Annotated in this window: 24 protein-coding genes; 7 read left to right on the top strand and 17 right to left on the bottom strand. The window is 64.2% G+C overall.

Annotated elements, in window-relative coordinates:
- Nucleotides 1-2: 2 nt before the first annotated feature.
- The gene (gene gabT / locus AC07VY_RS17190) at nucleotides 3-1,310 is read right to left on the bottom strand and encodes a 4-aminobutyrate--2-oxoglutarate transaminase (protein WP_495098538.1); all 1,308 of its coding nucleotides are present in this window, start codon (nucleotides 1,308-1,310) and stop codon (nucleotides 3-5) included.
- An 85-nt stretch (nucleotides 1,311-1,395) separates the two neighbouring features.
- On the opposite strand from gabT, the gene pdxR reads away from it, so the two are divergent.
- Nucleotides 1,396-2,886 carry a MocR-like pyridoxine biosynthesis transcription factor PdxR gene (gene pdxR / locus AC07VY_RS17185; RefSeq protein ID WP_495098539.1) on the top strand — a complete coding sequence of 497 codons (1,491 nt, stop codon included), beginning with the start codon at nucleotides 1,396-1,398 and terminating at the stop codon, nucleotides 2,884-2,886.
- 86 nt (nucleotides 2,887-2,972) lie between these two features.
- Here the strand turns inward: pdxR and AC07VY_RS17180 are convergent, their stop codons facing one another.
- The gene (locus tag AC07VY_RS17180) at nucleotides 2,973-4,334 is read right to left on the bottom strand and encodes a GGDEF domain-containing protein (protein ID WP_495098540.1); all 1,362 of its coding nucleotides are present in this window, start codon (nucleotides 4,332-4,334) and stop codon (nucleotides 2,973-2,975) included.
- Between the two features lie 13 nt (nucleotides 4,335-4,347).
- A complete protein-coding gene (locus AC07VY_RS17175; RefSeq protein WP_495098541.1) occupies nucleotides 4,348-5,475 on the bottom strand; it encodes a YHYH protein in 1,128 nt (375 codons plus the stop codon).
- 1,333 nt (nucleotides 5,476-6,808) lie between these two features.
- Here AC07VY_RS17175 and AC07VY_RS17170 point away from each other — a divergent pair.
- From AC07VY_RS17170 to AC07VY_RS17160, 3 genes are all read left to right on the top strand, one after another.
- Nucleotides 6,809-7,153 carry a hypothetical protein gene (locus AC07VY_RS17170; protein WP_495098542.1) on the top strand — a complete coding sequence of 115 codons (345 nt, stop codon included), beginning with the start codon at nucleotides 6,809-6,811 and terminating at the stop codon, nucleotides 7,151-7,153.
- Between the two features lie 57 nt (nucleotides 7,154-7,210).
- Nucleotides 7,211-7,495 carry a hypothetical protein gene (locus AC07VY_RS17165; RefSeq protein WP_495098543.1) on the top strand — a complete coding sequence of 95 codons (285 nt, stop codon included), beginning with the start codon at nucleotides 7,211-7,213 and terminating at the stop codon, nucleotides 7,493-7,495.
- 184 nt (nucleotides 7,496-7,679) lie between these two features.
- Nucleotides 7,680-7,991 (top strand): hypothetical protein, encoded by a 312-nt coding sequence (locus tag AC07VY_RS17160; protein ID WP_495098544.1) that lies wholly within the window; start codon nucleotides 7,680-7,682, stop codon nucleotides 7,989-7,991.
- Between the two features lie 152 nt (nucleotides 7,992-8,143).
- On the opposite strand, the gene AC07VY_RS17155 is transcribed toward AC07VY_RS17160, so the two are convergent.
- A complete protein-coding gene (locus AC07VY_RS17155; RefSeq protein ID WP_495098545.1) occupies nucleotides 8,144-9,043 on the bottom strand; it encodes an HTH-type transcriptional regulator ArgP in 900 nt (299 codons plus the stop codon).
- Between the two features lie 68 nt (nucleotides 9,044-9,111).
- Nucleotides 9,112-9,399 carry a DUF1330 domain-containing protein gene (locus AC07VY_RS17150; protein WP_495076734.1) on the bottom strand — a complete coding sequence of 96 codons (288 nt, stop codon included), beginning with the start codon at nucleotides 9,397-9,399 and terminating at the stop codon, nucleotides 9,112-9,114.
- A gap of 144 nt (nucleotides 9,400-9,543) precedes the next feature.
- Here AC07VY_RS17150 and AC07VY_RS17145 point away from each other — a divergent pair, with 144 nt between their 5' ends.
- Nucleotides 9,544-10,431 carry a LysR substrate-binding domain-containing protein gene (locus tag AC07VY_RS17145; RefSeq protein WP_495098546.1) on the top strand — a complete coding sequence of 296 codons (888 nt, stop codon included), beginning with the start codon at nucleotides 9,544-9,546 and terminating at the stop codon, nucleotides 10,429-10,431.
- Nucleotides 10,432-10,543: 112 nt separating this feature from the next.
- Nucleotides 10,544-11,185: a LysE/ArgO family amino acid transporter gene (locus AC07VY_RS17140; RefSeq protein ID WP_495098547.1), complete on the top strand. Its 642-nt coding sequence runs from the start codon at nucleotides 10,544-10,546 to the stop codon at nucleotides 11,183-11,185.
- Between the two features lie 77 nt (nucleotides 11,186-11,262).
- On the opposite strand, the gene AC07VY_RS17135 is transcribed toward AC07VY_RS17140, so the two are convergent.
- Genes AC07VY_RS17135 through hemN form a run of 3 tightly spaced genes read right to left on the bottom strand, consistent with a single transcriptional unit; the run spans nucleotide 11,263 to nucleotide 14,163 of the window.
- Nucleotides 11,263-12,081: a creatininase family protein gene (locus AC07VY_RS17135; protein ID WP_495098548.1), complete on the bottom strand. Its 819-nt coding sequence runs from the start codon at nucleotides 12,079-12,081 to the stop codon at nucleotides 11,263-11,265.
- A gap of 10 nt (nucleotides 12,082-12,091) precedes the next feature.
- Nucleotides 12,092-12,778 (bottom strand): sulfite exporter TauE/SafE family protein, encoded by a 687-nt coding sequence (locus AC07VY_RS17130; protein WP_495098549.1) that lies wholly within the window; start codon nucleotides 12,776-12,778, stop codon nucleotides 12,092-12,094.
- Nucleotides 12,779-12,780: 2 nt separating this feature from the next.
- Nucleotides 12,781-14,163, bottom strand: a complete 1,383-nt coding sequence (gene hemN, locus AC07VY_RS17125) for an oxygen-independent coproporphyrinogen III oxidase (protein WP_495098550.1) — start codon at nucleotides 14,161-14,163, stop codon at nucleotides 12,781-12,783.
- Nucleotides 14,164-14,309: 146 nt separating this feature from the next.
- On the opposite strand from hemN, the gene fnr reads away from it, so the two are divergent.
- On the top strand, nucleotides 14,310-15,029 hold the full coding sequence (gene fnr, locus AC07VY_RS17120) for a fumarate/nitrate reduction transcriptional regulator Fnr (protein WP_495076741.1): 720 nt from the start codon (nucleotides 14,310-14,312) through the stop codon (nucleotides 15,027-15,029).
- On the opposite strand, the gene AC07VY_RS17115 is transcribed toward fnr, so the two are convergent.
- The 9 genes from AC07VY_RS17115 to AC07VY_RS17075 form a co-directional block, all read right to left on the bottom strand.
- A complete protein-coding gene (locus AC07VY_RS17115; RefSeq protein WP_495098551.1) occupies nucleotides 15,007-15,255 on the bottom strand; it encodes a hypothetical protein in 249 nt (82 codons plus the stop codon). The genes fnr and AC07VY_RS17115 overlap by 23 nt on opposite strands.
- 12 nt (nucleotides 15,256-15,267) lie before the next feature.
- Nucleotides 15,268-15,540, bottom strand: coding sequence for a FixH family protein (locus AC07VY_RS17110; protein WP_495076743.1), 273 nt, complete (start codon nucleotides 15,538-15,540; stop codon nucleotides 15,268-15,270).
- A gap of 21 nt (nucleotides 15,541-15,561) precedes the next feature.
- A complete protein-coding gene (gene ccoG / locus AC07VY_RS17105; RefSeq protein ID WP_495098552.1) occupies nucleotides 15,562-17,001 on the bottom strand; it encodes a cytochrome c oxidase accessory protein CcoG in 1,440 nt (479 codons plus the stop codon).
- A 9-nt stretch (nucleotides 17,002-17,010) separates the two neighbouring features.
- Nucleotides 17,011-17,925, bottom strand: coding sequence for a cytochrome-c oxidase, cbb3-type subunit III (ccoP, locus tag AC07VY_RS17100; RefSeq protein WP_495076744.1), 915 nt, complete (start codon nucleotides 17,923-17,925; stop codon nucleotides 17,011-17,013).
- Between the two features lie 18 nt (nucleotides 17,926-17,943).
- The gene (locus AC07VY_RS17095) at nucleotides 17,944-18,081 is read right to left on the bottom strand and encodes a cbb3-type cytochrome oxidase subunit 3 (protein ID WP_495076745.1); all 138 of its coding nucleotides are present in this window, start codon (nucleotides 18,079-18,081) and stop codon (nucleotides 17,944-17,946) included.
- Between the two features lie 15 nt (nucleotides 18,082-18,096).
- On the bottom strand, nucleotides 18,097-18,807 hold the full coding sequence (gene ccoO, locus AC07VY_RS17090) for a cytochrome-c oxidase, cbb3-type subunit II (RefSeq protein WP_495098553.1): 711 nt from the start codon (nucleotides 18,805-18,807) through the stop codon (nucleotides 18,097-18,099).
- 12 nt (nucleotides 18,808-18,819) lie between these two features.
- Nucleotides 18,820-20,268 (bottom strand): cytochrome-c oxidase, cbb3-type subunit I, encoded by a 1,449-nt coding sequence (gene ccoN / locus AC07VY_RS17085; RefSeq protein WP_495076906.1) that lies wholly within the window; start codon nucleotides 20,266-20,268, stop codon nucleotides 18,820-18,822.
- A gap of 223 nt (nucleotides 20,269-20,491) precedes the next feature.
- Nucleotides 20,492-20,629, bottom strand: a complete 138-nt coding sequence (gene ccoS, locus AC07VY_RS17080) for a cbb3-type cytochrome oxidase assembly protein CcoS (RefSeq protein WP_495076747.1) — start codon at nucleotides 20,627-20,629, stop codon at nucleotides 20,492-20,494.
- Between the two features lie 231 nt (nucleotides 20,630-20,860).
- Nucleotides 20,861-23,143: a heavy metal translocating P-type ATPase gene (locus tag AC07VY_RS17075; RefSeq protein WP_495098554.1), complete on the bottom strand. Its 2,283-nt coding sequence runs from the start codon at nucleotides 23,141-23,143 to the stop codon at nucleotides 20,861-20,863.
- Nucleotides 23,144-23,189 lie beyond the last annotated feature (46 nt).

The raw sequence follows: 23,189 nt of genomic DNA, 5'->3' as shown, positions 1-23,189 counted from the left end.
CGTTATGCAGTCATGGCGGCAGCCAGGATGTCCAGGCCTTCGGCCAAAACATTGTCTTCAATGGTCAGCGGGAACAGGAAGCGAATCACGTTGCCATAGACGCCGCAGGTCAACAGGATCAGGCCCGCGTCCAGCGCGCGCTTTTGTACGGCCTTGGTGAAGTCGGCGTCAGGCGTGCCGTCGGCCTTGTTGAACTCTACCGCCACCATGGCGCCCAGGCCGCGGATTTCGGCGATCTGCGGCACCTTGGCGCGCAGGCTTTCCAGGCGGGCTTTCAGCACCTGGCCCAGACGCTCGGCGCGGGCGCACAGCTGTTCTTCTTCGATCACGTCCAGCACGGCATGGGCCGCGGCAATCGCCAGCGGGTTGCCGGCGTAGGTGCCGCCCAGGCCACCGGGCGCCGGTGCGTCCATGACTTCGGCGCGGCCGGTCACGGCGGACAGGGGCATGCCGCCGGCCAGGCTCTTGGCCATGGTCATCAGATCGGGCACCACGCTGTGGTGGTCCATGGCAAACATCTTGCCGGTGCGGGCAAAGCCGGTTTGGATTTCATCGGCGATCAGCAGGATGCCGTGCTGGTCGCACAGGGCACGCAGGGCCACCATCAGCGCGGACGGCATCACATAGAAGCCGCCTTCGCCCTGGATAGGTTCCAAAATGATGGCAGCCACTTGCGCGGGGTCGATATCGCACTTGAACAGCTGCTGGATGGCATGCAGCGTGTCGTCCACCGTCACGCCATGCAGGTCCGTGGGGGCTGGCACGTGGTAGATGCTGCCGGGGAAGGGACCGAAGCCGACCTTGTAGGGCACGACCTTGCCGGTCAGCGCCATGCCCATGAAGGTGCGGCCATGGAAGGCGCCGGTGAGTGCGATCACGCCGGGGCGGCGGGTGGCGGCGCGGGCGATCTTGATGGCGTTTTCCACGGCTTCGGCGCCGGTGGTGAAGAAGGCGGTTTTCTTGGCGTGGCTGCCGGGCGTCAGTGCGTTCAGGCGCTCGGCCAGGTGCACCGAGCTTTCATAGGGTACGACCTGGTAGGCGGTGTGGGTGAAGCAGTCCAGTTGGGCCTGGATGGCAGCAACCATGCGCGGGTGGCGGTGGCCGGTGTTCAGCACGGCAATGCCTGCAGCAAAATCGATGAAGCGGCTACCTTCCACATCCCACAGCTCGGCATTCAAGGCACGGGCGGCGTACATCGGCGTGCCGATGCCCACACCACGCGGCGTGGCTGCGGCACGGCGCGCATCCAGGGCTGCGTTGCTGGCGGCGGTGGCAGGGCGGAGATGCTGGGTATCGGTAGCGGAGTTCATAGAGTCCTTGAAGACGGTAGATGGTGAGTGTGGCGAAGTTTAAAATTAATTTGGCCCCAAAATTAGAACCAATATCGAATACTTTATGGAACCAATTAAGCACAACCGGGTGGCCAAGGCCAGCACCCTGCCCGACTTTGTGCTGCGCCAGTTCGACCGGCACAGCGGCCAGCCGGACCACCGCCAGCTCTACACCATCTTGCAGGGAGGCATACGCCAGCAAGTGCTGGCGGCGGACACCAAGCTGCCGCCCACGCGCGCCCTGGCCCAGGCCCTGGGCATTGCGCGCAACACCGTGGTCCATGTGTACGAACAGTTGGCGCTGGAAGGCTATGTACAGGCCGGCGTGGGCCGCGGCACCTATGTGGCGGCCATAGGCCCGCGCCTGGTGGACCGCAGCAGCACGCCCGCCCGAGCGCGCAGCGCCCTGCTGTCCAAACGCGGCAGCCAGCTGGTCAGCGAGGCGCGGGCCGCGCGGCTGCAATGGGGCGCCTTCACCCCCGGCGTACCCGAGGTGCGCATGTTTCCCACCCAGGTGTGGAGCCGGCTGCAGGCGCGGCTGGCACGCAGGCACACGCCGGACCAGCTGACCTATGCCACCGGCCCGGGCGACGCAGGCCTGCGCCAGGCCGTGTCGGACTACCTGCAGGGCACGCGCGGCGTGGTCTGCAGCCCGGAGCAGGTGGTGATCACCAGTGGAACCCAGCAGTCGCTGCACCTGGTGGCGCAGCTGCTCAGCGACCCGGGCGACAAGGTGTGGATGGAGGACCCCGGCTACTGGGGCGCCCGCAGCGTGCTGCGCGCGCACGGCCTGGATCTGCAGCCGGTGGCGCTGGACGCCGAAGGCATGGCGCCCACGCCCGAGCAACTGCGCCAGCCGCCGCGCCTGATGTTCGTCACCCCATCGCACCAGTACCCGCTGGGCGCATTGATGGGCCACGGCCGACGCCAGCAGCTGCTGGACTACGCAGCGGTGCACGGCGTGTGGGTGGTGGAGGACGACTACGACAGCGAATTCCGCTATGGCACCCGCCCCCTGCCGGCGCTGCAGGGCCTGGACGTGCACGACCGCGTGGTCTACCTGGGCACGTTTTCCAAAACCCTGTTCCCCGCGCTGCGCATTGCCTATCTGGTGCTGCCACCCGACCTGGTGGACGGCTTCGCACGCGCGCTCAACGAGCTGTTCCGCGAGGGGCAAACCGTGCAGCAGGCGGTGCTGGCGCAGTTCTTGTCCGAAGGGCATTACGCCACCCATATCCGGCGCATGCGCGGCGTGTACAGCAGCCGGCACGACGCACTGATCCACGCCATCCAGCATGAGTTTGGCGGCCAGCTACCCGTCATCGGCGGCGATGCCGGTCTGCACCTGGTACTGGGCCTGCCCCAGCATGTGGACGACGCCGCCGTGGCGGAAGCGGCCCAGCGCGCCGGCATCAGCACCCGCCCGCTGTCGCTGTACCACCTGCAGCAACCCGCCGCAAACAAGGGCCTGCTGCTGGGCTACGGTGCAGTGCCCGAGGAAGAAATTGGCCCCAGCTTTGCGCGGCTGGCACAGGTGGTGCGGGGATTTTTGTAGTCACGGCGACGCTGAACAAGGCTGCGCGCCGCAGACCGCCCGAGACCAGGGATGCGCAGGCCGCGAGAGACTTGGTCTGCGTTGCCTTAACCCTCTGCGGGTACGTCCGCATCGCTGCAAACCTGGTTGCGGCCCTCGCGCTTGGCGCGGTAGAGCTGCGCATCGGCCGCGTCGAGCATGGTGTGAAAACTCTCCACCTGGGTATTGCTGCTCAAACCCATGCTGATGGTGATGCGCAGGTCCGGGTGCACCTCGTGCCAGGGGTAGGCCTCGACCCGCTGACGCAGGGCCTCGCAGGCTTCTCGCGCGTGCGGCAAATCGGCCTCGGGGAAGGCCACCACGAATTCCTCGCCGCCGTAGCGCGCCACCAGATCAGAGGCACGCATGCTGCTCTGCAGAATCTGGCCGATGCGGCGCAACACCTCGTCCCCCGTGGCGTGAGAAAACCGGTCATTCACACTTTTGAAGTGGTCTATGTCACCCAGCATCACACTGAACGGGCGCTGGTAGCGCTGCGCGCTGGCGAAGAACTGCGCGCACTGCTCGTCGAAATGGCGTCGGTTGTGCAGGCTGGTCAACACGTCGCGCAGGCTGAGTTCACGCATCTGCGCGGCCATGGCCTCGATCTGCGCGTGGGATTGGCGCAGGTCTTCGTACTGCTGGGCGATGACGTCGCTCATGCGGTTAAAGGCCTGGGCCAGCACGCCTGCCTCGTCCTGTGACTCCACGGGCACGCGCTGGCGCAAATCCCCCTGACCCATGGCATGCACCGCGCGGGTGAGCTTGCGCAGGGCATGGCTCAGGCGGTTGCCCAGCACCACGCCCAACACCAGGGTCAACAGCATGCCAGCCGCCGTGCCCATCAGCAGAGACTCACGCATGGCGGCCAGATAGCCCAGGTCAAGATCGGAATAGTTCACCTTCCCCTGCGGAGAGGCGTAGGCTACCAGCTGGCCGTCCAGCAAGATGGGTTGCATGCGGCCCCGATCTTCTTCACGAATAGGGTCACCCGGGTGATAGGGCTCCAACTCGAAAAGCGAGCGGTAGTCCGCATCAAACAGATAGAAGCGGAAAGGCGGCCGATGCAGATTACCCGGTGGTGGCGGCCGCTGGCCCGGCTCGGGCGCTAGCCCCAGCTGCTCCACCGGCGGCGGACGCAGCCCACCGCCGGCATCCGGGCGCATGGTGGCATGTCGGCGTTCAACAAAGGCGCGGAAAGGCTCGCGCCGCTGTGCTTCGGCCCAGGTTCCGTAGGTGCGGAAATACTGCTGCACATCGGCCTGGAAGTTGCGACTGGACTCTTTCATCACGAGGGTGTCGAACTTCTGCATCAAACGCTGGTGCGCCAGCACGCCCACGATGGCGATAGACACCTGGCTGGTCACCAGCAGATAGCAGATGAGCTTGGTTCTGAGCGAAAGGTTACTGAAAGAAAATGGGAACGGCATAGAGTGGCTCAACTTAACGTGCTGCATCCAGGGCCGAGCGCAGCGCATCCATGCTGATGCCCAACCGGCCTGCCGCGCCCACCAGGTCTGGAGGCGGCGGGCCTAGGGCATCGCGTAACTTCTGGACCGAAATACCCAGCGTAGCTGCGGCACGGCTCAGGTCCGGCGGGCCGTCCATGGGGCGCGGCGCGCCACCGCCAGGCATGGCCATGCCCGACCCAGGTGGATTGCGCCCCTCGGCCCCGGGCCTTCCGCCCTGTCCGCGCTGCGGATGCGGTCCGCTGAGAGCCATCACGTCGGCATTGCTGTACTTGCCACGCAGACAGCCGGCGGTATAGGGGAAGTCCGGTGTTGCGTGGTAGTGGTACATAGCGACCTGCTTGCCCTCCCACGCAATGGTGTGGATATGGCCATGGCATTCGTCCAGGTCCTGGCTGGCCAAGGCCTGGCCGTTTTCGCCATACGTGCCGTACAGCCCAAAACCGTCCAGCAGATAACCCACCAGCACGGAATGCCCGCCGGGTTCGCGCTTGTCGGGCAGGCAGTTGCTGAGGCTGTGGTAGTGGTACACGCCGCTTTCCTGCGGGTGTCCCTGGCAGGCGTCCTGGGTTTCATGGGCCACGGCGTCGCGGCCTGGCGCGTCCAGCGCGTTGAACAACACGGCCCCGGTTAGCAAAAAGCCCAACGCCCCCGGCGCGCAACTGGCCTGCGCCGCCAGTGCGGGCCACAGCGGCAAAGCCACCTGCAGGGACTGCGCGCCAATGCGATTGGGATTGCGGTCGTAGCGGTAGGCCTCGCTATCGCTGGGTACCGGGAAGGTGCCCGTAGCGTGGCTGGGCAGATCATTGCTGCTGAACACGCGCTGGTCCTGCCGCACCGTCAAGCTGAACTGCGAAGGCCAGGCCACCTGCCCCGGCACCACGGCCTTGGCCGTCACGTCATAGGTGCCCTTTGCCGCATTGATCCAAGGCCCGTCGCGCTGCGAGCCACCGGCCTGCGGATCGACATGGCAGGCCCAGATCCAGCCCACCTTGGGCGCCTGCGACAACTTGCCGTCGCCCAGCGGCAGCGCCTTCAAGTCATGTGCGTAGCCCAGATTGGACGCGCAAACCAAGGCCATCGTGGCCGCCATCTTGTTCATTCCCATCTCCGCTGCTTCGCTGTAGTGGGGGTGAGGATAAAGCGGTTTGTAAAGCAATTGGCTCCCGATCAACCCGGCCCGTACCAGCTACTGGACCACCCTCGCTCAGTTATGGAGTCAGGGATGGATGGACGATTGCTCTTAAATTAGTAGCTGGCTGCGCAGGTATCTTCTACGCTAGCGGGCGATTTGGCTTGATGTTTCTTTGGGGCTTGTTGACGCCACGCGCATCCCCGGCCGGGTAGTCGCCCCGGCAGGCGACTAACTTCTTTTGCTTCGCCAAAAGAAGTCAGCAAGAAAAGGCGAGCCGAAGTCGTCGCCCCCTGCGCTACGCTACGGGGTACGCTGCGTTGCTCGGTCTGGTCGGGGTCCCGCTCGAACTCGCTGCGCTCAAACAATCGCGGGCCCTGATCCGCCCAACCCTGCGCTACTCGCCGACGCCACACGGCAGGGAAACCAACAGCCAATACCCAGCCCGGCGCAGCCGGGCTGCAACAGCCTCGCGCCCTAGGCGCGATGTGGCGCACAGCGCCACCGATCCCGATCCCTGGGGTCCCCCTCTGTATGCGCCGAGGAGCACAGCTTTGGGCGGATCAGGGCTGGCGTTGTTTGAGCGCAGCGAGTTTAGCCAGACCCCGCACAAAGCGAGCACCGCAGGTTTCCCAGCGCGATAGCGCTGGGACGCAGACAGTGGGGGCGCCTTTCTTTTGGTGACTTTTCTTTTGCGCAAAAGAAAAGTTACTGCGCCGCCGGGCGCACATCCCGGCCAGGGATCGCATAGACGCCAAGTGCTATCTGCACCACCCCAAACCGCATATAAACCTTCATATAAAAACTGGCTCCAGCGCAAACTCAACCTGTGCAAGCAGCTATGAAAAGTGGAGCATTTGGTAGTTCTGAGGAAGACGCATGCGGGGCGGGAGCCGATTGGAGGGGTTACAGCTGGCGCTGCACATGCCTGCGTGCAACCCCGAAGCGCAGGAGTCGGCGCGGGACTTCATGGTGCGGGTGGGGCGTAAGGTGGTCAAGAAAGAGAGTTACAGGGCAATGCGCCGGCGTCCTCGGGGTATTGCTGTGCCGGCTGAGGCTTTGGACGCTGGCACGGTGCTTCGTCCCAGTGCGCACAGCAGACCCATCCACTGGGGCGGTCGCTTGGGTGCAGGCGTAACAGAAATAGCCACCTGAACGGCACTCGAATCACGCCATAATTTGCGCCATAGGCAGAAGGAATTTGAGTAATCCCCTATCCCGTCACCAACTATCAACGGCCATTGCGGGCGTTGGTTCAGCCTAACAAGGTTTATCCGCCGCGTATGAACATCGCCATCGTCTCTTGCAGCGCATCGCGGCAGATAAACGCTATTCGCTAGGCATCATGAGCATCGTTGCGCCCAACATAACGAACTTCGGATCGCCGGTGTATCCGCTGACGCCTGACGAGCAAGTGAACGTTCGGCTCAGCGCGATATTGAATGAGGCTGCGCATGTGTTCGATTGGCACGCTGAGGGCCTCTGGAAATCGGAATATAAAGACGGATTTGCGCGCCTGTTGGTGCCAGAAGTAAAGCAGCATCCCAAGCTAATTCGATCGATTCTCAAGCTCGATGATCGCGTCTTCTCTATGGTGGTATATCGTGCTGTTGAACTTCTCAAGCAAGATACAGATACGAATGGCTAACAGTTCGGCGCGAGGGCGACAGCCTGCGGCTGCGCTTGGCCTCAAGCGTTGAACCTCATGGGTACCAGCGCCGTCATCATCTTCGTATTGGTTTTTGGGTTTTTGTGTGGAACACTTAAAAGCCCGCGACCAGCAGGGAAGAAGTCGAACTCAGGCTGGGTTGGTCTCTTTGTTATTTGCGTGCTGCTTGGTGGACTTTTCTTTGCAAGCAAGACAGGAAATTCGAGTTACGGATGGTTTTTTGGCATCGCATTGTGTGCGGCGATACCCGCAATGTTTTTGTTTGCTGTTGGTATGGCTGCCGGTCGTAGATTCAAAGGCGGGAGAAATGAAAAGCTGTAACCAGCGCATGCGGTTTAACTGGTCGCCTAAGGCGGAAGGCTGCGGCTCTGCTTGGCGTCGACGTTAGAACGTAACCGTGGCACTCCTGTCGAATGTCCGCACGAAAGCATGGGAGGCGCTAATACGCGCGTTTCGCGGTAGTTTCAGTGCGCTGTGGGTCCCCCCGGTTGGAGCTGTGGTTGACGTGCTCGTTCGTGCCCCACTTCAGGGACCTCTAACTTTCGATCACGCCTTCGGAATTTATATCGGCCTTGGTGTTGCAGCGCTTCTGGGTTTGTTGCTGGGCGCCGCTTGGCTCTTGACTCTTGGCGTTCCAGTGCTATTTGGTTTGATCCTTGTTCGTGCTAGCCATCCGCTAATTGCAGCCGCCTTCGGTGGTTGCCTGATGTATTGGCTCTACTATGGCCATGCCACCCAGACTGTGATCGGGGCAACCGCAGGTTTGTTTGCGGCGATCAATGCACGTTCTCTCAAGAAACACCACCCAACTGATTGATTTTGCTGCTGTGTTCAAGCCGGGTTCTCTGCGGGCACGAGGCCCATGGCCTTGGCGCGCTGGGCGAAATTGTGCAAAACCCGCTGCCGGTAGCGCTAACCCTTTGCTGCAGCGGACCGATTAGCAGTCTGCCGAGCGTGAACACCCCCCCCTCACCCCCCCAACCCACCCGCCGCCTCCCGCACCCCCTGCGTCAAGCGCTGCGCGGACAGGGGCTCGCGCTCCCAGTGGTGCCAGTACAGTGCCACCTCCACGGCGCTGCCGGGTAGTACTTCTTCCAGCGGCAAGCGGCCCTCGCGGCGGGCCAAAAACTGGTCGGGCACCATGCCCCAGCCCATGCCGTGCTCCAGCGCGGTTTCATACGCATCGACGGCGGGCACGAAGTGCCGGGGGTATTGCGGCGCGGACAAGGCGAAGTGCTGCTGCAAGAATGCATCTTGCAGGCCGTCCGTGCGGTTGAAGATGATGGCCGGCGTAGCCAGCATGCGGTGCACCGATACGGCCCCCGACTTGGTGCGGCACTGCGACACCAACGCAGGCGCGCCGACACAGCGGTAGCGCATGACGCCCAGCGGCTCGGCCACACAGCCGCGCATGGGCTGGGCCAGGGTGCTGACACAGCCGACCACTTCGCCGTTTTTCAGGGCCTCATGGGTGTGGTCCTGGTCATAGACCTGCAGATCCAGCAGCAGGCGATAGCGCGCCACGCAGGTGGCCACGCCCGGCAGGAACCAGCTGGCCAGAGAATCTGCGTTGATAGCCACGCCCAAGGTTTGCCAAGCTGGCGTGCTGCCTTTGGCGCGGGGCAAGGCACCCACCAGATCCGCCTCCATCAGGCGCAGCTGCTTCACATGGGCCAGCAGGGCCTGGCCGGCGGGCGTGGCGCGCACGGTCTTGCCGCGCACCAGCAGGCGCTGGCCCAGCGCCGTCTCCAGCCCCTTGATGCGCAGCGACACCGCCGCCAGCGTGAGGTTCAGCGCGGTGGCCGCTGGCCCAAAGCCACCGTGTTCCAGCACGGCGGCCAGGGCTTCGAGTTGTTTCGCGTCGAGCATGCGGCGACTTCCATCAAGTATTTTTTACGTGATGGAGTTTATGCCGAGCCAAATTTAAACCTGCACCTTCAAATACCGTCCAACAACACCAGGTCAAACTTGGCGCCACTCAGGCGCAGCTGCTTCAGCGGAGCGTGGGCCGGGTCGTCGTACCAGGCATGGGCCTGGGCCGCGCTGGGAAACTCGATCATCACGGTGGTTCCCGGCAGATGCGCCTCGCCCTCCAGCAGTTGTACGGGGCCCCGGGCGCGCAGGATGCCGCCGTGCTTGGCCACCAAGGCGGGCATTTTTGCACCGTATTCCTTTTGCCAATCGGTGTTGTGGATCACGAGGGAGCCAATCGCGTAGGTAGTCATCAGATAGTCCTTGGATGCGTAGTACCACCCATCTGCACGGCGGCATGCAAAGCCACCGGCCTGGGCGTATAGGCATTGTTTAAGGCACTACCATTGCAGTAAATGGGGTGATCATTGCGACACCCGTAACCAATACTTCCGAATATGAGCGACAAATTGCGCAGCATGCAGGTCTTCGTGGTGGCGGCAACGGCAGAGAGCTTTGCCGCGGCGGGGCAGATGCTGGACCTGTCTGCCGTCATGGTCGGCAAACATGTGCGCGCACTGGAAGAGCAGTTGGGCGCCCGCCTGATAGAGCGCACCACCCGCAAGCAGGCTTTGACCGACATCGGCAACAGCTACCTGGAGCGTTGCCGCGAAGCGCTCGCCAGCGTGGAGGCCGCCGACCGGGTGGCAGAAAGCCTGCGCGAGGCACCGCAAGGCACACTGCATATTTCCGCGCCCGTAGCCTACGGCCTGTACTGCCTGACGCCACTGCTCAGTGCCTACGCCGCGGCCTTCCCTGCCGTGCACATCAACCTGGTGCTGAATGACCGCGTGGTGGATATGGCGGAAGAAGGCATTGATGTCGCGTTGCGCTCCGGCACCATCGCAGACAACGAACTGGTCGCGCGCGCCCTACGCCCCACCGAGGTCTGGGCCGCGGCCAGCCCGGCCTACCTGGAGCGCCGGGGCGTACCCGTCCATGCTGCGGATCTGGCGCAGCACGACTGCCTGGCATTTGCGGCCTGGGGAAGCAAGCCGCAATGGCGCTTCAGCCGTGGCGGTGAGACGGTGGCCGTGCCGGTGAAAGGCACATTCGTCAGCAACAACGGCCAGGCTTTGCTGGCGGCGGCGGTGAGTGGAATGGGCGTTGCCGTGCAGGCGGACTACCTGCTGAACCCGGCCATAGCGGCCGGCCAGCTCATCCGCCTGTTGCCTGACTGGCAATTGCCCCAGCGGGCCATGCACATCGTGCGCCGTGCGGAACGCCAGCCCACGGCCAAGCTGCGCAGCTTTATTGACTTTGTGCTGGCGCGCCTGGGCGAATAGAACTTTTACTCAATTATTTTTTATCTAATGCAATTTGAATTTAGCTTTGTTTAATTAGCAGCACAGATGCCAGACACTGCAAGCCGTTCCACAGCCCCGTTCAAAGTCCGCCATGTCCACCCTGCCCTCTTTGCTGTTCACACCCGCCTTCACCGCCGGACTGGTTCTGTGCCTGTCGCTGATCGTGGCGCTGGGGCCGCAGAACGCGCATGTGCTGCGCATGGGGCTGACCGGCCAGCATGTGTGGTTGACGGTGGCGGTATGCATCGTGTCGGACATCGGGCTGATCGGTCTGAGCGTGCTGGGCCTGGCCCAGCTGGGCGGCATGTCGGACAAGCTGCAGGGCGCACTGGTGGGCTCGGGCATCGTCTTCCTGCTGTACTACGGCTGGCAGGCGTTTGCACGCTTTCGCAGTGGCACCCATCCGGGGGCCGTGGGCCTGCCCTCACAGGCGCCGATGACGCGTCGCCAAGCAGTAACTGCGGCCCTGGCTTTCGCCTGGCTGAACCCGCATGCCTGGATGGATACAGCCGTGCTGATCGGCACCGCCTCGCTGGCCTGGGGTCGGCCGGGCAATGCCTGGTTTGGCCTGGGCGCGATCACGGCATCCACCCTCTGGTTTGCCAGCCTGGGCCTGGGTTTGATGCTGCTGGGCCAGCGCCTGCGCGCCCCAGCCCTGTGGCGTGCGCTGGACGGGCTGGTGGCGCTGATGATGTGGGGCACAGCCCTGGTGCTGGCCTGGGGGCTGGTGTAGCCGGTCAAAAACAGATTGCTATTTAAAACATAGCTGCCAGCGCAGGATATAGCTGCGCTAGCGCCTGTTTTTATGCATCAACCCAGATCAGGCTCATCCACCAGAGTAGACAGCGGCAGCTCGGCAATCTCCTGCAGCAGCAGTGCCAGCTGCTGGCCCGACGCATCCACCAGCGCCTGGCCTTTGTCTGCCGTGGCGGCGGCGGCGTTGCCGGCTGCACCGGTGGCGTTGTAGTCCTGCATCTGCCAGCCCAGCTTGGCGCTTTTGCCGTTGCCAAGGATGGGGTACTTGGCAGCCCGGTCTTGCGAGCTGGACTTGAAATCGCGCGCCTGTGCCATGTCCACAAACTGCGGGCGCAGGGCCAGCATCATCGAGGTTTCCACGTCGCCGGCATGCACGCCAAAGCGCTGCTCCTCGGCGCTGAACGGGCTGTTCGCCGCGCCCAGCGGCAGGTTGAACCAGCTGGCGCTGTAGACCAGCAAACCATGCTCGGTACGCAGGGTGCGCGCCACGATATCCATCAGACTGACCTGGCCACCGTGCGAGTTGAAGATCAGCAGCTTCTTCACGCCGCTGCGCGCCACGCAGGCGCCAAGCTCGGTCCAGATACGGATGACGGTTTCGGACGACAGAGTCAGCGTACCGGGGAAGCGCTGGTGCTCGGGGCTGAAGCCAACCTGCTGGGTTGGCAGAAATAGCACCGACGCATCGGCCGGCAGGTGCGGCAGCGCAGCCGCCACCACGCCATCGACCAGCGTGGTGTCCACACTCAGGGGCAGGTGCGGGCCATGCTGCTCGGTGGCCGCCACGGGCAAAACGGCGACGGTGCGGGCCGGGTCCAGCTGCGCGAAGTCGCGCGTGGTCAGGTCGGCCCAGAAATGGGATTTGGCTTTCATCCGCCGGATTTCACCACAGGCTGCGGCAAAAGTCGGCCACACGCGGGTCCATGTCGTGCACCACGGCCCACAAGGCCACGGCCACCAGGGCGCCCCCTGCCGCGCGCATGCCCCATTCCTTGCGCTTTGGGCTGCGCCAGGCCTGCAGGCGCAGCCACAGCCAGGGGCCGGCCATAAGAGTGATGGCGCTGCCTGCGGCAAACAAGGCCATGCATAGCGCGCCATCCAGCGGGCCGCCGCTCAAGGCCGCCACCAACAGGGCCGAATACAGCAGGCCGCAAGGCATGAAGGCCCAGGCCGCGCCCACGCCAAAGGCCCAGCCATACCCGCCGGAGCTCGCCCGCAGGCGCGCCCACAGCTTGCGGCCCATGCCGTCTACCCATACCGGCTGGCGTGCCAAAACCAGCAAAGTCCCGCCCCAGACCAGCACGGCCACATGGAACAGGGTCCACAGCGGCTGCAGCGCGGTTGACTGGCGAGCCAGCCAGGCCAGGTTGTCGGCCGCCCAGGCCGCCAGCGCACCGGCCAGGCTGTAGCCCACCAGGCGCCCGGCCTGCAGCTGCAGCATGCCCAGCCAGGGCCGCTGCGCGCCGGCCAGACGGCCCAGGCTGCCACAGGCTGCGCCGCACATGGCGGCGCAGTGCGGACCGCCGGCCAGGCCCATCAGCAGTGCGGTCCAGGCCAGGCCCGTTTGCATGTTCAAATGATTCTTGAGAAGCGGGCGCGGTTGCGGTCGGCCTGCAGGTAGCGGTCAAACACCATGGCCACCGCGCGCACCAGGAACCAGCCAGTGGCCGTGACGCGGATACCGCTGTCTTCCAGCTGCACCAAGCCGGCCTCCACCAAGGGCTGCAGAGCCGCCAGCTCGGCGGCGAAGGTCTTTTTGAAATCCACCAGAAATGCCAGCTCGATGGATTCGAACTGCACCTCGCCCTGGCACATCAGGCCCATGATGATGGCGCGGCGCACCAGGTCGTCGCGGTTCAGCGCCAGGCCACGCACCACCGGTAGCTGGCCCTGGTCGATACGGTCGCAGTACTCCTCCAGGGTCTTGGCGTTCTGGCTGTAGGTGGCGCCTATGCGGCCTATGGCCGACACGCCCAGGCCGACCAGGTCGCAGTCGGGCTGGGTGCTGTAGCCCTGGAAGTTGCGGTGCAGCCGGCCCTGGCGCTGGGCGATGGCCAGCGCGTCGTTGGGCAAGGCGAAGTGGTCCATGCCGATGTACACATAGCCGGCTTCCAAAAAGGTGTCGAAGGCCTGCGACAGCATGGACAGCTTGTCGGCCGCCGCCGGCAGCTCAGCGCCCAGAATGCGGCGTTGGGGCTTGAAGCGCTCGGGCAGATGGGCATAGGCGTACAGGGCAATGCGGTCGGGCCGCAGCTCTACCACCTGCTCCAGCGTGCGTGCAAAAGATGCCGGTGTCTGCCGCGGCAAGCCGTAGATCAGGTCCACATTGATGGACTCAAAGCCCAGCGTGCGGGCCACCTCCACCAGCTCGAACACTTGCTGCGCGGGCTGGATGCGGTGCACCGCTTTTTGCACGTCGGCATCAAAGTCCTGTACCCCAAAGCTGAGCCGGTTGAAGCCCAAGGTGGCCAAGGCCTGCAGGCGTTTGGCGTCCACGGTGCGGGGGTCCACCTCAATAGAGTATTCGCCGCCGGGGGCCAACACGAAATGGCGCCGCAACATGGCCATCAGCTGGGCCAGCTCGTCGTCACTCAAAAAAGTAGGGCTGCCGCCGCCCAAGTGCAGTTGGCTGACATTGCGCCGCTCGCCCAGCTGGGCGGTGTGCAGAGCGGTTTCGCGCTCCAGATAGCGCAGATAGGCGGCTCCGCGCTCATGCCGCTTGGTGATGATCTTGTTGCAAGCGCAGTAGTAGCAAAGCGACTCGCAAAACGGTATGTGCACGTATAGCGACAGGGGCAGGCTCAGTGCTGCCGCCCCCTGGTTGCGTTGCTGCAGGGCCCGGCTATAGTCCTCACAGGTAAAGGCCTCGACAAACCTGTCGGCGGTGGGATAGGACGTGTACCGCGGCCCAGGCACATCAAAACGGCGTAACAATTCGGGCAAAACACGGGTCATGGCGGGCAGTCAGGTTGCATGACTGGAATGTGCCGCGAAGCCACGCTTGTTTCATTGACGTGGATCAAAACCGCAGCAGATGGCACCAGAGACAATGAGATACATCAAATAGCTCCATTGATCTCCATCAAGTTCATACTCTGCGCATGGTCCCCACCTCAATCAAAGTCGCTTGCTCCAACTGCAACCTGCGTGAGCTGTGCATGCCCTTGGGCCTGAACAAAGAAGAGCTAGAGCGCATTGACGACCTGGTAGCAGTACGCCGAAAAGTACTGCGAGGCACGGCGCTGTTCCATAACGGCGAAACCTTCAAGGCGCTGTACGCCATCCGTACAGGCTTCTTCAAGACCACCGTCACCACCGAAGATGGCCGCGACCAGGTTACCGGCTTTCAAATGGCTGGCGAAATCATCGGCCTGGACGGCATCGTCAACGACCACCACACCTGCGATGCGGTGGCCCTGGAAGATGCCGAAGTGTGCGAAATGCCCTTCCACCGCATTGAAGAGCTCTCGCGCGAAGTCAACTCCTTGCAGCGCCATGTGCACAAGATCATGAGCCGTGAGATCGTGCGCGAGCACGGCGTGATGCTGCTACTGGGCAGCATGCGCGCCGAGGAACGCCTGGCGGCCTTTTTGCTAAACCTGGTGCAGCGCCTGCATGCGCGCGGGTTTTCACAGTCCGAACTCATCCTGCGCATGACGCGCGAGGAAATCGGCAGCTACCTGGGCCTGAAGCTGGAAACCGTGAGCCGCACCTTCTCCAAATTTGTGGAAGACGGCGTGGTCGAGGTCAAGCAGCGCCACATCCGCATCCTGGACACCGAAGCGCTCAAGCGTATCGTCAATCTTCAGCCCTGTCTCTAGGCACCGCCACCGGCTGGCCCACCAGCAGCGTCAGGCAACCCACCAGCACAGCCACCGCCCAGAACGCAAAGAACGCCAGGCTGTACACGCCCTGGCGTGACAAAGGCAGCGGCTGCCCCAGCCATTGCAGGCTGTAGGGATCGACCACCGCAAACACCAGCATCTCCAGCATGCATGCGCCCAGGAACGCGGGCCAGACCACACCTACCACCCTAAAGCTTTGCATAGTGCCCTCCGGCTACTTGGTACGCACCGAGCCGGGCGGCGACGCAGCATGGTTGCGCCCCTGCTCGGCCGGTGCCAGCGGGCCCTGGGCGGCCAGGGTCTTATTGATCTCCAGCCCCTGGCGGTAGTAGTCCTGGGCCAGCACCGGGTCCTGCTGGCGGATGGCGATCCAGCCCGAGACCAAGGCCGCCACCACCACGGCCAGCGGGCCAGAAATCACCAGCCAGACATAGCCGTAGCGCCACCATGGCAGCGGCACCGGTGTAGCAGATACATGAGAGGGCATGGCAGTCTCCTGGAGTTATCGTCAGCGGGGAACAAAGAACGTGGACTTTTCCGATACCTTGGTGCTTCCATCCGCGGTCTGGATGTCGAAGAATACCGGGTAAGAGCCCGGTTCGACAGAACCATAAGGGATATGCAGGCGCACCGCCACCCAGCGCGAGGCTACCGGCTCCAGGTCCACCCATTCGTCCGAGGCCAGCACAAGCCCGTCCAGCCCATGGGCTGTAAGGTGGTAGCGCTGCGGCACTTCACTGGCGTTCATGACCTGCAGGCGGTACACGTTTTCAAGCTGGCCACCGGACACAATGCGCGATAGCGCCGCGCGGTCACGCACCACGTCCACCTTCAGCGGGGTACGCGTCAACAGGCTGCCTAGCAGCGCCAGCGTCAACACCAGCAGCACCGTGCCGTAGACCAGTACCCGAGGCCGCAGCACACGCCGCAGTATCTGCCGGCCCGACCAGCCCTGGGCCATGCCGTTCTGGGTGGCAAAGCGGATCAGGCCTGGGGCATAGCCCATCTTGTCCATCACGCCGTCGCACACATCCACGCAGGCGGCGCAGCCTATGCATTCGTACTGCAAGCCCTCGCGGATATCGATACCTGTGGGGCAGACCTGCACGCACAGCGTGCAGTCCACGCAAGAGCCCAGGCCCAAGGCCGCGGGGTCCGCCTTGCGCGAACGCGAGCCCCGGGGCTCGCCACGGGTGGTGTCGTAGCTGACGATCAGCGTGTCCTTGTCGAACATGGCGCTCTGGAAGCGCGCATACGGGCACATGTATTTGCAGACCTGCTCGCGCATGAAGCCGGCGTTGCCATAGGTGGCAAAGCTGTAGAACAGGCCCCAGAACACTTCCCACGAGCCAAAGCTGCCGCTCAAAGACTCCTGCAGCAGCGCATAGGTGGGCGTGAAATACGAGACGAAGGTAAAACCGGTCCAGAGGGACAGCAGCAGCCAGGCGGCGTGCTTGGCCGACTTGCGGGCCAGCTTGTGGCCCGACATAGGCGCACCGTCCAGCCGCATGCGGGCGGCGCGGTCGCCCTCGATATGGCGCTCTATCCACATGAAGATTTCGCTGTACACCGTCTGCGGGCAGGCAAAGCCACACCATAGGCGCCCTGCCACGGCGGTGAACAGAAACAGGGACAGCGCAGACACCACCAGCAGCCCGGTCAGGTAGATGAAATCCTGCGGGTACAACACCAGTGAAAAGATGTAGAAGCGGCGAGCCTCCAGGTCAAACAGTACCGCCTGGCGCTGGCCCCATTGCAGCCAGGGCAGGCCGTAGAACACCAGTTGCGTCAGCAACACCATGGCCCAGCGCCAGCGCGCAAACAGGCCCTGCACTGAACGTGGGTAGATCTTCTTGCTGGCCGCGTACAGCGACACCATCACCTCATCGGCATCTGCTCCAGGCACAGGCACGATGGGGATGGTCTTGCGGGGCGCGGCGGTGTTCACACCATGCTCCTACTTGCTGGCCACGGGCTTGTTGGACATGCCCCAGATGTAAGCCGTCAACACATGGATCTGGGCCTCGGTCAGCTTGCCTTGCTGGGCCGGCATCTGGTTGATCTTGCCCTTATTGACCATCTCCATGATGGCGGCCTCGCCCCAACCGTGCAGCCAGATGTCGTCCGACAGATTCGGGGCGCCCAGCGCCTGGTTGCCCTTGCCGCCCACCCCGTGGCAGGCCGCGCAGACACCAAACTTGGCCTTGCCCAGACCGGCGCGCACCGAGTCATGCGGGCTACCCGACAGGCTCAGCACATAGTTGGCCACGTTCTTCACGTCGTCCGGCGTGCCCACTGCGGCGGCCATCGGGGGCATTTGGCCGATGCGGCCATGGGTGATGGTTTCCTTGATCTTGTCCGGCGTACCACCGTGCAGCCAGTCGGCATCGGTCAGGTTGGGGAAGCCTTTGCTGCCACGGGCGTCCGAGCCGTGGCACTGGGCGCAGTTGTTCATGAACAGGCGCTCGCCAATCGCCATGGCGGGCGCGCGGCCCGCCAGTTGCTCGGGCGGCAGAGCCACAAAATCGGCATACAGGGGCTGCAGCGCCGCATCTGCGGTCTTCACTTCGTCGCTGTATTCGTTGGCCGAAGTCCAACCCAGCTTGCCGGCAAAGTTGCCCAGGCCAGGGTAGAAGGCCAGGTAGCCGACTGAGAACACGATGGTCAAGACGAACAAGCCCACCCACCAGCGTGGCAAGGGGTTGTTCATCTCGCGCAGGTCACCGTCCCACACATGGCCGGTGGTGTTGTCGCTCTGGAACGGCACCTTTTTACGGGCCGTGATCCAAAGCAGCAGCAGGCAGGCGGCAATGCTGGCGACCGAGATGGCCGCGATGCATACCGACCAGAGATTGTTTGTGAAATCGCTCATACAAAATCCTCTTGGGAATCAGTCTTGCTGGAAAGGCAGTTGTGCTGCCTCGTCAAACTGGGCTTTGTTGCGGCTGGAAAAAGCCCAAACCCAGATACCAACAAAGGTGATGAAGCTGACAACCGTGGCGGCGATGCGCAAGGTGGTGACGTCCATGGCGGGCTTTCTGTATCAAGGAGCGTTAACTGGAGTAACGGGCGTGGCGGACGCTGGAGCAGCGGGCGCCGTGGCAGCGGCCTGCGCGGCCAACTGATCAGACAGCGCACGGCCCAGCACCTGCAGGTAGGCGATCAGGGCTTCCTGTTCGGTCTTGTCTTTCACCTCGGCCGCTGCGCCGGCAATTTCGGCGTCGGTATAGGGCACGCCCACGGTGCGCAAGGCCTTCATGCGCGGCGCCACATCGGTCGGGTCCAGCAGGGCCTTTTCCAACCAGGGGTAGGCCGGCATGTTCGACTCGGGCACCACGTCGCGCGGGTTGTGCAGGTGGATGCGATGCCATTCGTCGCTGTACTTGCCGCCCACGCGGTGCAGGTCCGGGCCGGTGCGCTTGCTGCCCCACTGGAACGGGTGGTCGTAGACAAACTCACCCGCCACCGAGTAGTGGCCATAGCGCAGTGTCTCGGCGCGGAACGGGCGGATCATCTGCGAATGGCAGCCGTAGCAGCCTTCGCGCAGGTAGATGTCGCGGCCCATCAGCTGCAAGGGTGTGTAGGGTTTCAGGCCGGTGACCGGCTCGGTGGTGGACTTCTGGAAGAACAGCGGCACGATCTCCACCATGCCGCCCACGGCGACCACCAGCAGGATCAGCACGATCATCAAGAAGTTATTGGTCTCGATCTTCTCGTGCGAGAAGAAGGGCACGGGTTTGTTGTTGTCAGACATGGGTTGTATTCCTCAGGCGTGGGCCACCGACGTGTTGGGCACAGGCACCAGTTGCGAGCGTCCGGAGATGGCGGTCATCCACACATTCCAGGCCATGACCAGCATGCCGCCCAGGTACAGAACGCCACCGGCCACACGCACCACATAGAACGGGAAGGTGGCTTTCACGCTTTCCACAAAGGTGTAGGTCAGGGTGCCGTCGGCATTGATGGCACGCCACATCAGGCCCTGCATCACGCCGGCAATCCACATGGCGGCGATGTACAGCACCACGCCGATGGTGGCCATCCAGAAGTGCAGCTCGATGGCCGGCACGCTGTGCATCTTCTTGCCGCCAAACATGCGCGGAATCAGGTAGTACAGAGAGCCCATGGACACAAAGCCGACCCAGCCCAGCGCACCGGAATGCACGTGGCCAATGGTCCAGTCGGTGTAGTGGCTCAAGGCGTTCACCGTCTTGATGGCCATCATCGGACCTTCAAAGGTACTCATGCCGTAGAAGGACAGGGACACGATCAGGAAGCGCAGGATCGGGTCGTCGCGCAGCTTGTGCCAGGCGCCCGACAAGGTCATCACGCCGTTGATCATGCCGCCCCAGCTAGGCGCCAGCAGGATCAGCGAGAACACCATGCCCAGCGACTGGGTCCAGTCAGGCAAGGCCGTGTAGTGCAGATGGTGTGGGCCGGCCCACATATAGGTGAAGATCAGCGCCCAGAAGTGGACGATGGACAGGCGGTACGAGTACACCGGCCGCTCGGCCTGCTTGGGGATGAAGTAGTACATCATGCCCAGGAAGCCGGCCGTCAGGAAGAAGCCCACAGCGTTGTGACCATACCACCACTGCACCATGGCGTCTTGCACACCGGCGTAAGCCGAGTAGGACTTCATCCAGCCCGCAGGCACCTCGGCGCTGTTCACCACGTGCAGCAGGGCCACGGCGATGATGAAGGCCCCGTAGAACCAGTTAGCCACGTAGATGTGGCGCACGCGGCGCCGACCCACGGTGCCGAAGAAAACAATGGCGTAAGCCACCCACACCAGGGTGATGAGGATGTCGATGGGCCATTCCAGCTCGGCGTATTCCTTGCCGGTGGTGTAGCCCAGGGGCAGGCTGATGGCCGCGCCCACAATGACAGCCTGCCAGCCCCAGAACACAAAGGACGCCAGCGGCGGGCAGAACAAGCGCACCTGGCAGGTACGCTGCACCACGTAGAAGCTGGTCGCCATCAGGGCGCAACCGCCAAAGGCAAAAATCACCGCATTGGTGTGCAGGGGGCGAATCCGGCCGTAGCTGAGCCAGGGAATGCCGTTGGTAAGGTCTGGCCATGCCAGCTGGGATGCGATAAGCAAACCTACCGTCATGCCCACCACACCCCACACGACGGCCATGATGGAAAACTGCCGGACGGCGGTGTCGCTGTAGACCTCCGGTCCTGCGGATTGTGAATGCGTGATAGCCATGGGCACCTCTTCTGTGTATGGCATGCAGTGTCCCGGCGACAGGTCGGACACACTTTGATGCAAGTCAACCGAAAGTCACTTAGCGCCCTTGCAACCAGCCTCCCCGCATCTTTCAAGAACACCGCAGAACCGGCTTTGCAAGGGGGGTTGGAGTGGCGACATGCGTTCTCGGCCCAACGGGCCGATTCCGGGAAGCGCGCGAAGCCTGGGGGGAGCCACCAAGCTAGTCGTTGTGCAGAATGCGCTCGCCTTCTTGCTCCACCGATTCGAACTGGCCCTGGTAAATAGCCCACCACAGCCCGCCCAGAATGGCTAGCACCAGCACTACCGACAAGGGAATCAACAGGTACAGGATGTCCATCAGCGCCTCGCACCTTGTTTGCTATGCATTCCATAGCTTCTTGCGCAGACAACACCTGCCCAGGCAGGTCTTTTTATGTAAATCATGCAAATACTCGCCACCCGACAACGGGCACAACGGACCTCAAGCCAGGAACCCGTGGAACCGGCTCCGCCGGGCCACTGGGTTCGCCCCCTGCAAGGGGGTTGGCGAAAACGCGCAGCGTGTAGCCTGGGGGTGAGCAATGACACATCATGCTTTGGACAATCTAGCGGCGTTCAGCACCACCAGCAGGGAACTCAGCGCCATGCCCAGGCCTGCCGCCCAGGCGGGCAGCCAGCCCACCAAGGCCAGCGGCACGCACAGCGCGTTGTAGGCCGCGGCCCAAGCCAGGTTTTGCCGCACCACACGCAGCGTGCGGCGGGCGGTGCGCAATGCCTGCGGCAGGGCCAGCAAAGCGCCACCGGTCACCACGAAATCCGCCTGTCGCTGGGCCAGAGGCACGGCCTGGCCAAAGGCAAACGACACATGGGCCCCGGCCAGCACCGGCCCGTCGTTCAGTCCGTCGCCCACCATGGCCACCCGGTGGCCACCGGCCTGCAGGGCGCGCAAATGGGCCAGCTTGTCCTGCGGCGTGCAGCCCCCGCGCGCCTGCTCTATGCCCAGTTGCGCAGCCACGCGCTGGGCCGCCGCCGACTGGTCGCCAGACAGCAACTCCACGCGCACGCCCGCCTCGCGCAGGGCCTGCACCGCCTGCGCCGCATCCGGTCGCAGATCTTCTGACACGTCAAAGCTGGCCAGCCAGCCCTGGGCATCGCTGAGATGCACCTGCTGCTGCGCCGGGTCGCCCGGCGTGCCGCAAAAGCGGGCCGAGCCAAAGCGCAAGGCGCCGTGGCGGCTCTGGCCACGCATGCCCAGGCCGACCGCCTCCTCCTCCTTCACCACATCGGACGGCAACTGCAGCCCCCGGGCCTGCGCGGCCGCCGCCACCGCCCGCGCCACCGGGTGCAGAGAGGGTGCGGCCAGCGCCGCCGCCAGGGCCAGGGCCTCGTCGTCGGACAGGCCGGCGCAGGTATGGATAGCCGATACCGCCATGCCATCCAAGGTCAGCGTGCCGGTCTTGTCAAAGACTACGGTGTCCACCTGGGCCAGGTTTTCCAGTGCCTGCAGGCGGCGCACCAGCACGCCCGATTTGGCCAGCTTGCCGGCGGCGGCCAGCAGCGCCGCCGGCGTGGCCAGCGACAGCGCGCAAGGGCAGGTCACCACCAGCACGGCCACCGCCACCATCAGCGCATGGCCGGGGCCGGACGGCCACCAGAACGCGCCCGCCAGCGCGGCGGCCACCAGCACACACCACAAAAACGGGCGCGCCATGCGGTCGGCCAGTTGGGCCAGGCGTGGCTTCTGGCTGGCGGCCTCGGCCATCAGCGCGACGATCTGGGCGAAGCGGGTGTCGCTGCCCAGGCACTCCACCTGCAGCTCCACCGGGGCACTCAGGTTGTAGCTGCCGGCCAGCACGGCGTCGCCGGGACCACGGCCCAGCGGCGTGGATTCGCCGGTCAGCAGGGCCTCGTCCACCTGGGTGCGGCCCAGCAACAGGCTGCCGTCTGCCGGAAAGGCCTCGCCCGGCAGCACGCGGATGCGGTCGCCCAGCTGCAGGCGCCGCACCGCCACGCGTACAAAGGCCGGCACGGCGGCGCTGGCGTCCCAGCGCTGCACGCTGTCGGGCAGGCGGCTGATCAGTGCCTCCAGCGCGCCGGCGGTACGGTCGCGCAGGCGCAGCTCCAGCCAGCGGCCGGTGAGCAGAAAGAAGACGAACATGGTGAGCGAGTCGAAATACACCTCACGGCCCAGCGGCCCGGTGGGGTCGAAGGTACCGGCGGTGCTGACCGCAAACGCCACAGCCATGCCCAGCGCGGCCGGCAGGTCCATGCTGGCGCGGCGGTGCCACAGGTCACGCCAGGCGGCACTAAAGAACGGTCCGCAGGAAAACACCACCACCGGCAGGGTCAGTACCCAGGAGGCCCAGCGCAGCAGTTGGGCCATGTCGGGCGTCAACTCGCCCGGCCCGGCCACATAGGCAGGCATTGCATACATCATCACCTGCAGCATGCAAAAGCCGGCCACCAGCCAGCGCCACAGGGCGCGCCGCTGGGCCTGCTGGCGCAAGGCCCGCTCGGTGGCGTCCAGCGCGGGCACTGCACGGTAACCCGCGCGTTGCACGGCGGCCAACCACTGCGAGGGCCGGCCCACATCGTCCAGCCAGACCACACGTGCGCGTTGGGATGCCGCCCCCACCTCGACCTGCACCACGCCGGGCAGCTTGCGCAGCGCATCTTCCACCGACAAGGCACAGGCCGCGCAGCGCATGCCCTCCACCAGCAGCTGCGACTCCTGGCAGTGGGGCCACTGCGTGGAAGGCCGGCTGAAGGCCGCCCATTCGGACGGTTCGTCCAGCCACGCGGTCTGCTCTGCCTGCGCGGAAGGCGTAGGCAGGGACAGGGGCGGCGGGGCGATCTCAAGGCTGGCGGGCATGCCACGAGACTAGCGCTGTAGGACGGCGCCGCGTTTGACCTAGATC

This window comes from Rhodoferax sp. GW821-FHT02C08 (assembly GCF_059421805.1).
This window is presented reverse-complemented; position numbering and strand designations above follow the sequence as displayed.

Coding starts and splice junctions, on each gene's coding strand:
- hemN (WP_495098550.1), bottom strand. CDS start 14,163: ATGACCCGTGTTTTGCCCGAATTGTTACGCCGTTTTGATGTGCCTGGG.
- ccoP (WP_495076744.1), bottom strand. CDS start 17,925: ATGAGCGATTTCACAAACAATCTCTGGTCGGTATGCATCGCGGCCATC.
- AC07VY_RS17145 (WP_495098546.1), top strand. CDS start 9,544: ATGAGCGACAAATTGCGCAGCATGCAGGTCTTCGTGGTGGCGGCAACG.
- AC07VY_RS17110 (WP_495076743.1), bottom strand. CDS start 15,540: ATGCCCTCTCATGTATCTGCTACACCGGTGCCGCTGCCATGGTGGCGC.
- pdxR (WP_495098539.1), top strand. CDS start 1,396: ATGGAACCAATTAAGCACAACCGGGTGGCCAAGGCCAGCACCCTGCCC.
- ccoS (WP_495076747.1), bottom strand. CDS start 20,629: ATGGACATCCTGTACCTGTTGATTCCCTTGTCGGTAGTGCTGGTGCTA.
- AC07VY_RS17115 (WP_495098551.1), bottom strand. CDS start 15,255: ATGCAAAGCTTTAGGGTGGTAGGTGTGGTCTGGCCCGCGTTCCTGGGC.
- gabT (WP_495098538.1), bottom strand. CDS start 1,310: ATGAACTCCGCTACCGATACCCAGCATCTCCGCCCTGCCACCGCCGCC.
- ccoN (WP_495076906.1), bottom strand. CDS start 20,268: ATGGCTATCACGCATTCACAATCCGCAGGACCGGAGGTCTACAGCGAC.
- AC07VY_RS17150 (WP_495076734.1), bottom strand. CDS start 9,399: ATGACTACCTACGCGATTGGCTCCCTCGTGATCCACAACACCGATTGG.
- AC07VY_RS17165 (WP_495098543.1), top strand. CDS start 7,211: ATGGGTACCAGCGCCGTCATCATCTTCGTATTGGTTTTTGGGTTTTTG.
- AC07VY_RS17140 (WP_495098547.1), top strand. CDS start 10,544: ATGTCCACCCTGCCCTCTTTGCTGTTCACACCCGCCTTCACCGCCGGA.
- AC07VY_RS17075 (WP_495098554.1), bottom strand. CDS start 23,143: ATGCCCGCCAGCCTTGAGATCGCCCCGCCGCCCCTGTCCCTGCCTACG.
- fnr (WP_495076741.1), top strand. CDS start 14,310: ATGGTCCCCACCTCAATCAAAGTCGCTTGCTCCAACTGCAACCTGCGT.
- AC07VY_RS17135 (WP_495098548.1), bottom strand. CDS start 12,081: ATGAAAGCCAAATCCCATTTCTGGGCCGACCTGACCACGCGCGACTTC.
- AC07VY_RS17155 (WP_495098545.1), bottom strand. CDS start 9,043: ATGCTCGACGCGAAACAACTCGAAGCCCTGGCCGCCGTGCTGGAACAC.
- AC07VY_RS17175 (WP_495098541.1), bottom strand. CDS start 5,475: ATGAACAAGATGGCGGCCACGATGGCCTTGGTTTGCGCGTCCAATCTG.
- ccoO (WP_495098553.1), bottom strand. CDS start 18,807: ATGTCTGACAACAACAAACCCGTGCCCTTCTTCTCGCACGAGAAGATC.
- AC07VY_RS17130 (WP_495098549.1), bottom strand. CDS start 12,778: ATGCAAACGGGCCTGGCCTGGACCGCACTGCTGATGGGCCTGGCCGGC.
- AC07VY_RS17180 (WP_495098540.1), bottom strand. CDS start 4,334: ATGCCGTTCCCATTTTCTTTCAGTAACCTTTCGCTCAGAACCAAGCTC.
- AC07VY_RS17095 (WP_495076745.1), bottom strand. CDS start 18,081: ATGGACGTCACCACCTTGCGCATCGCCGCCACGGTTGTCAGCTTCATC.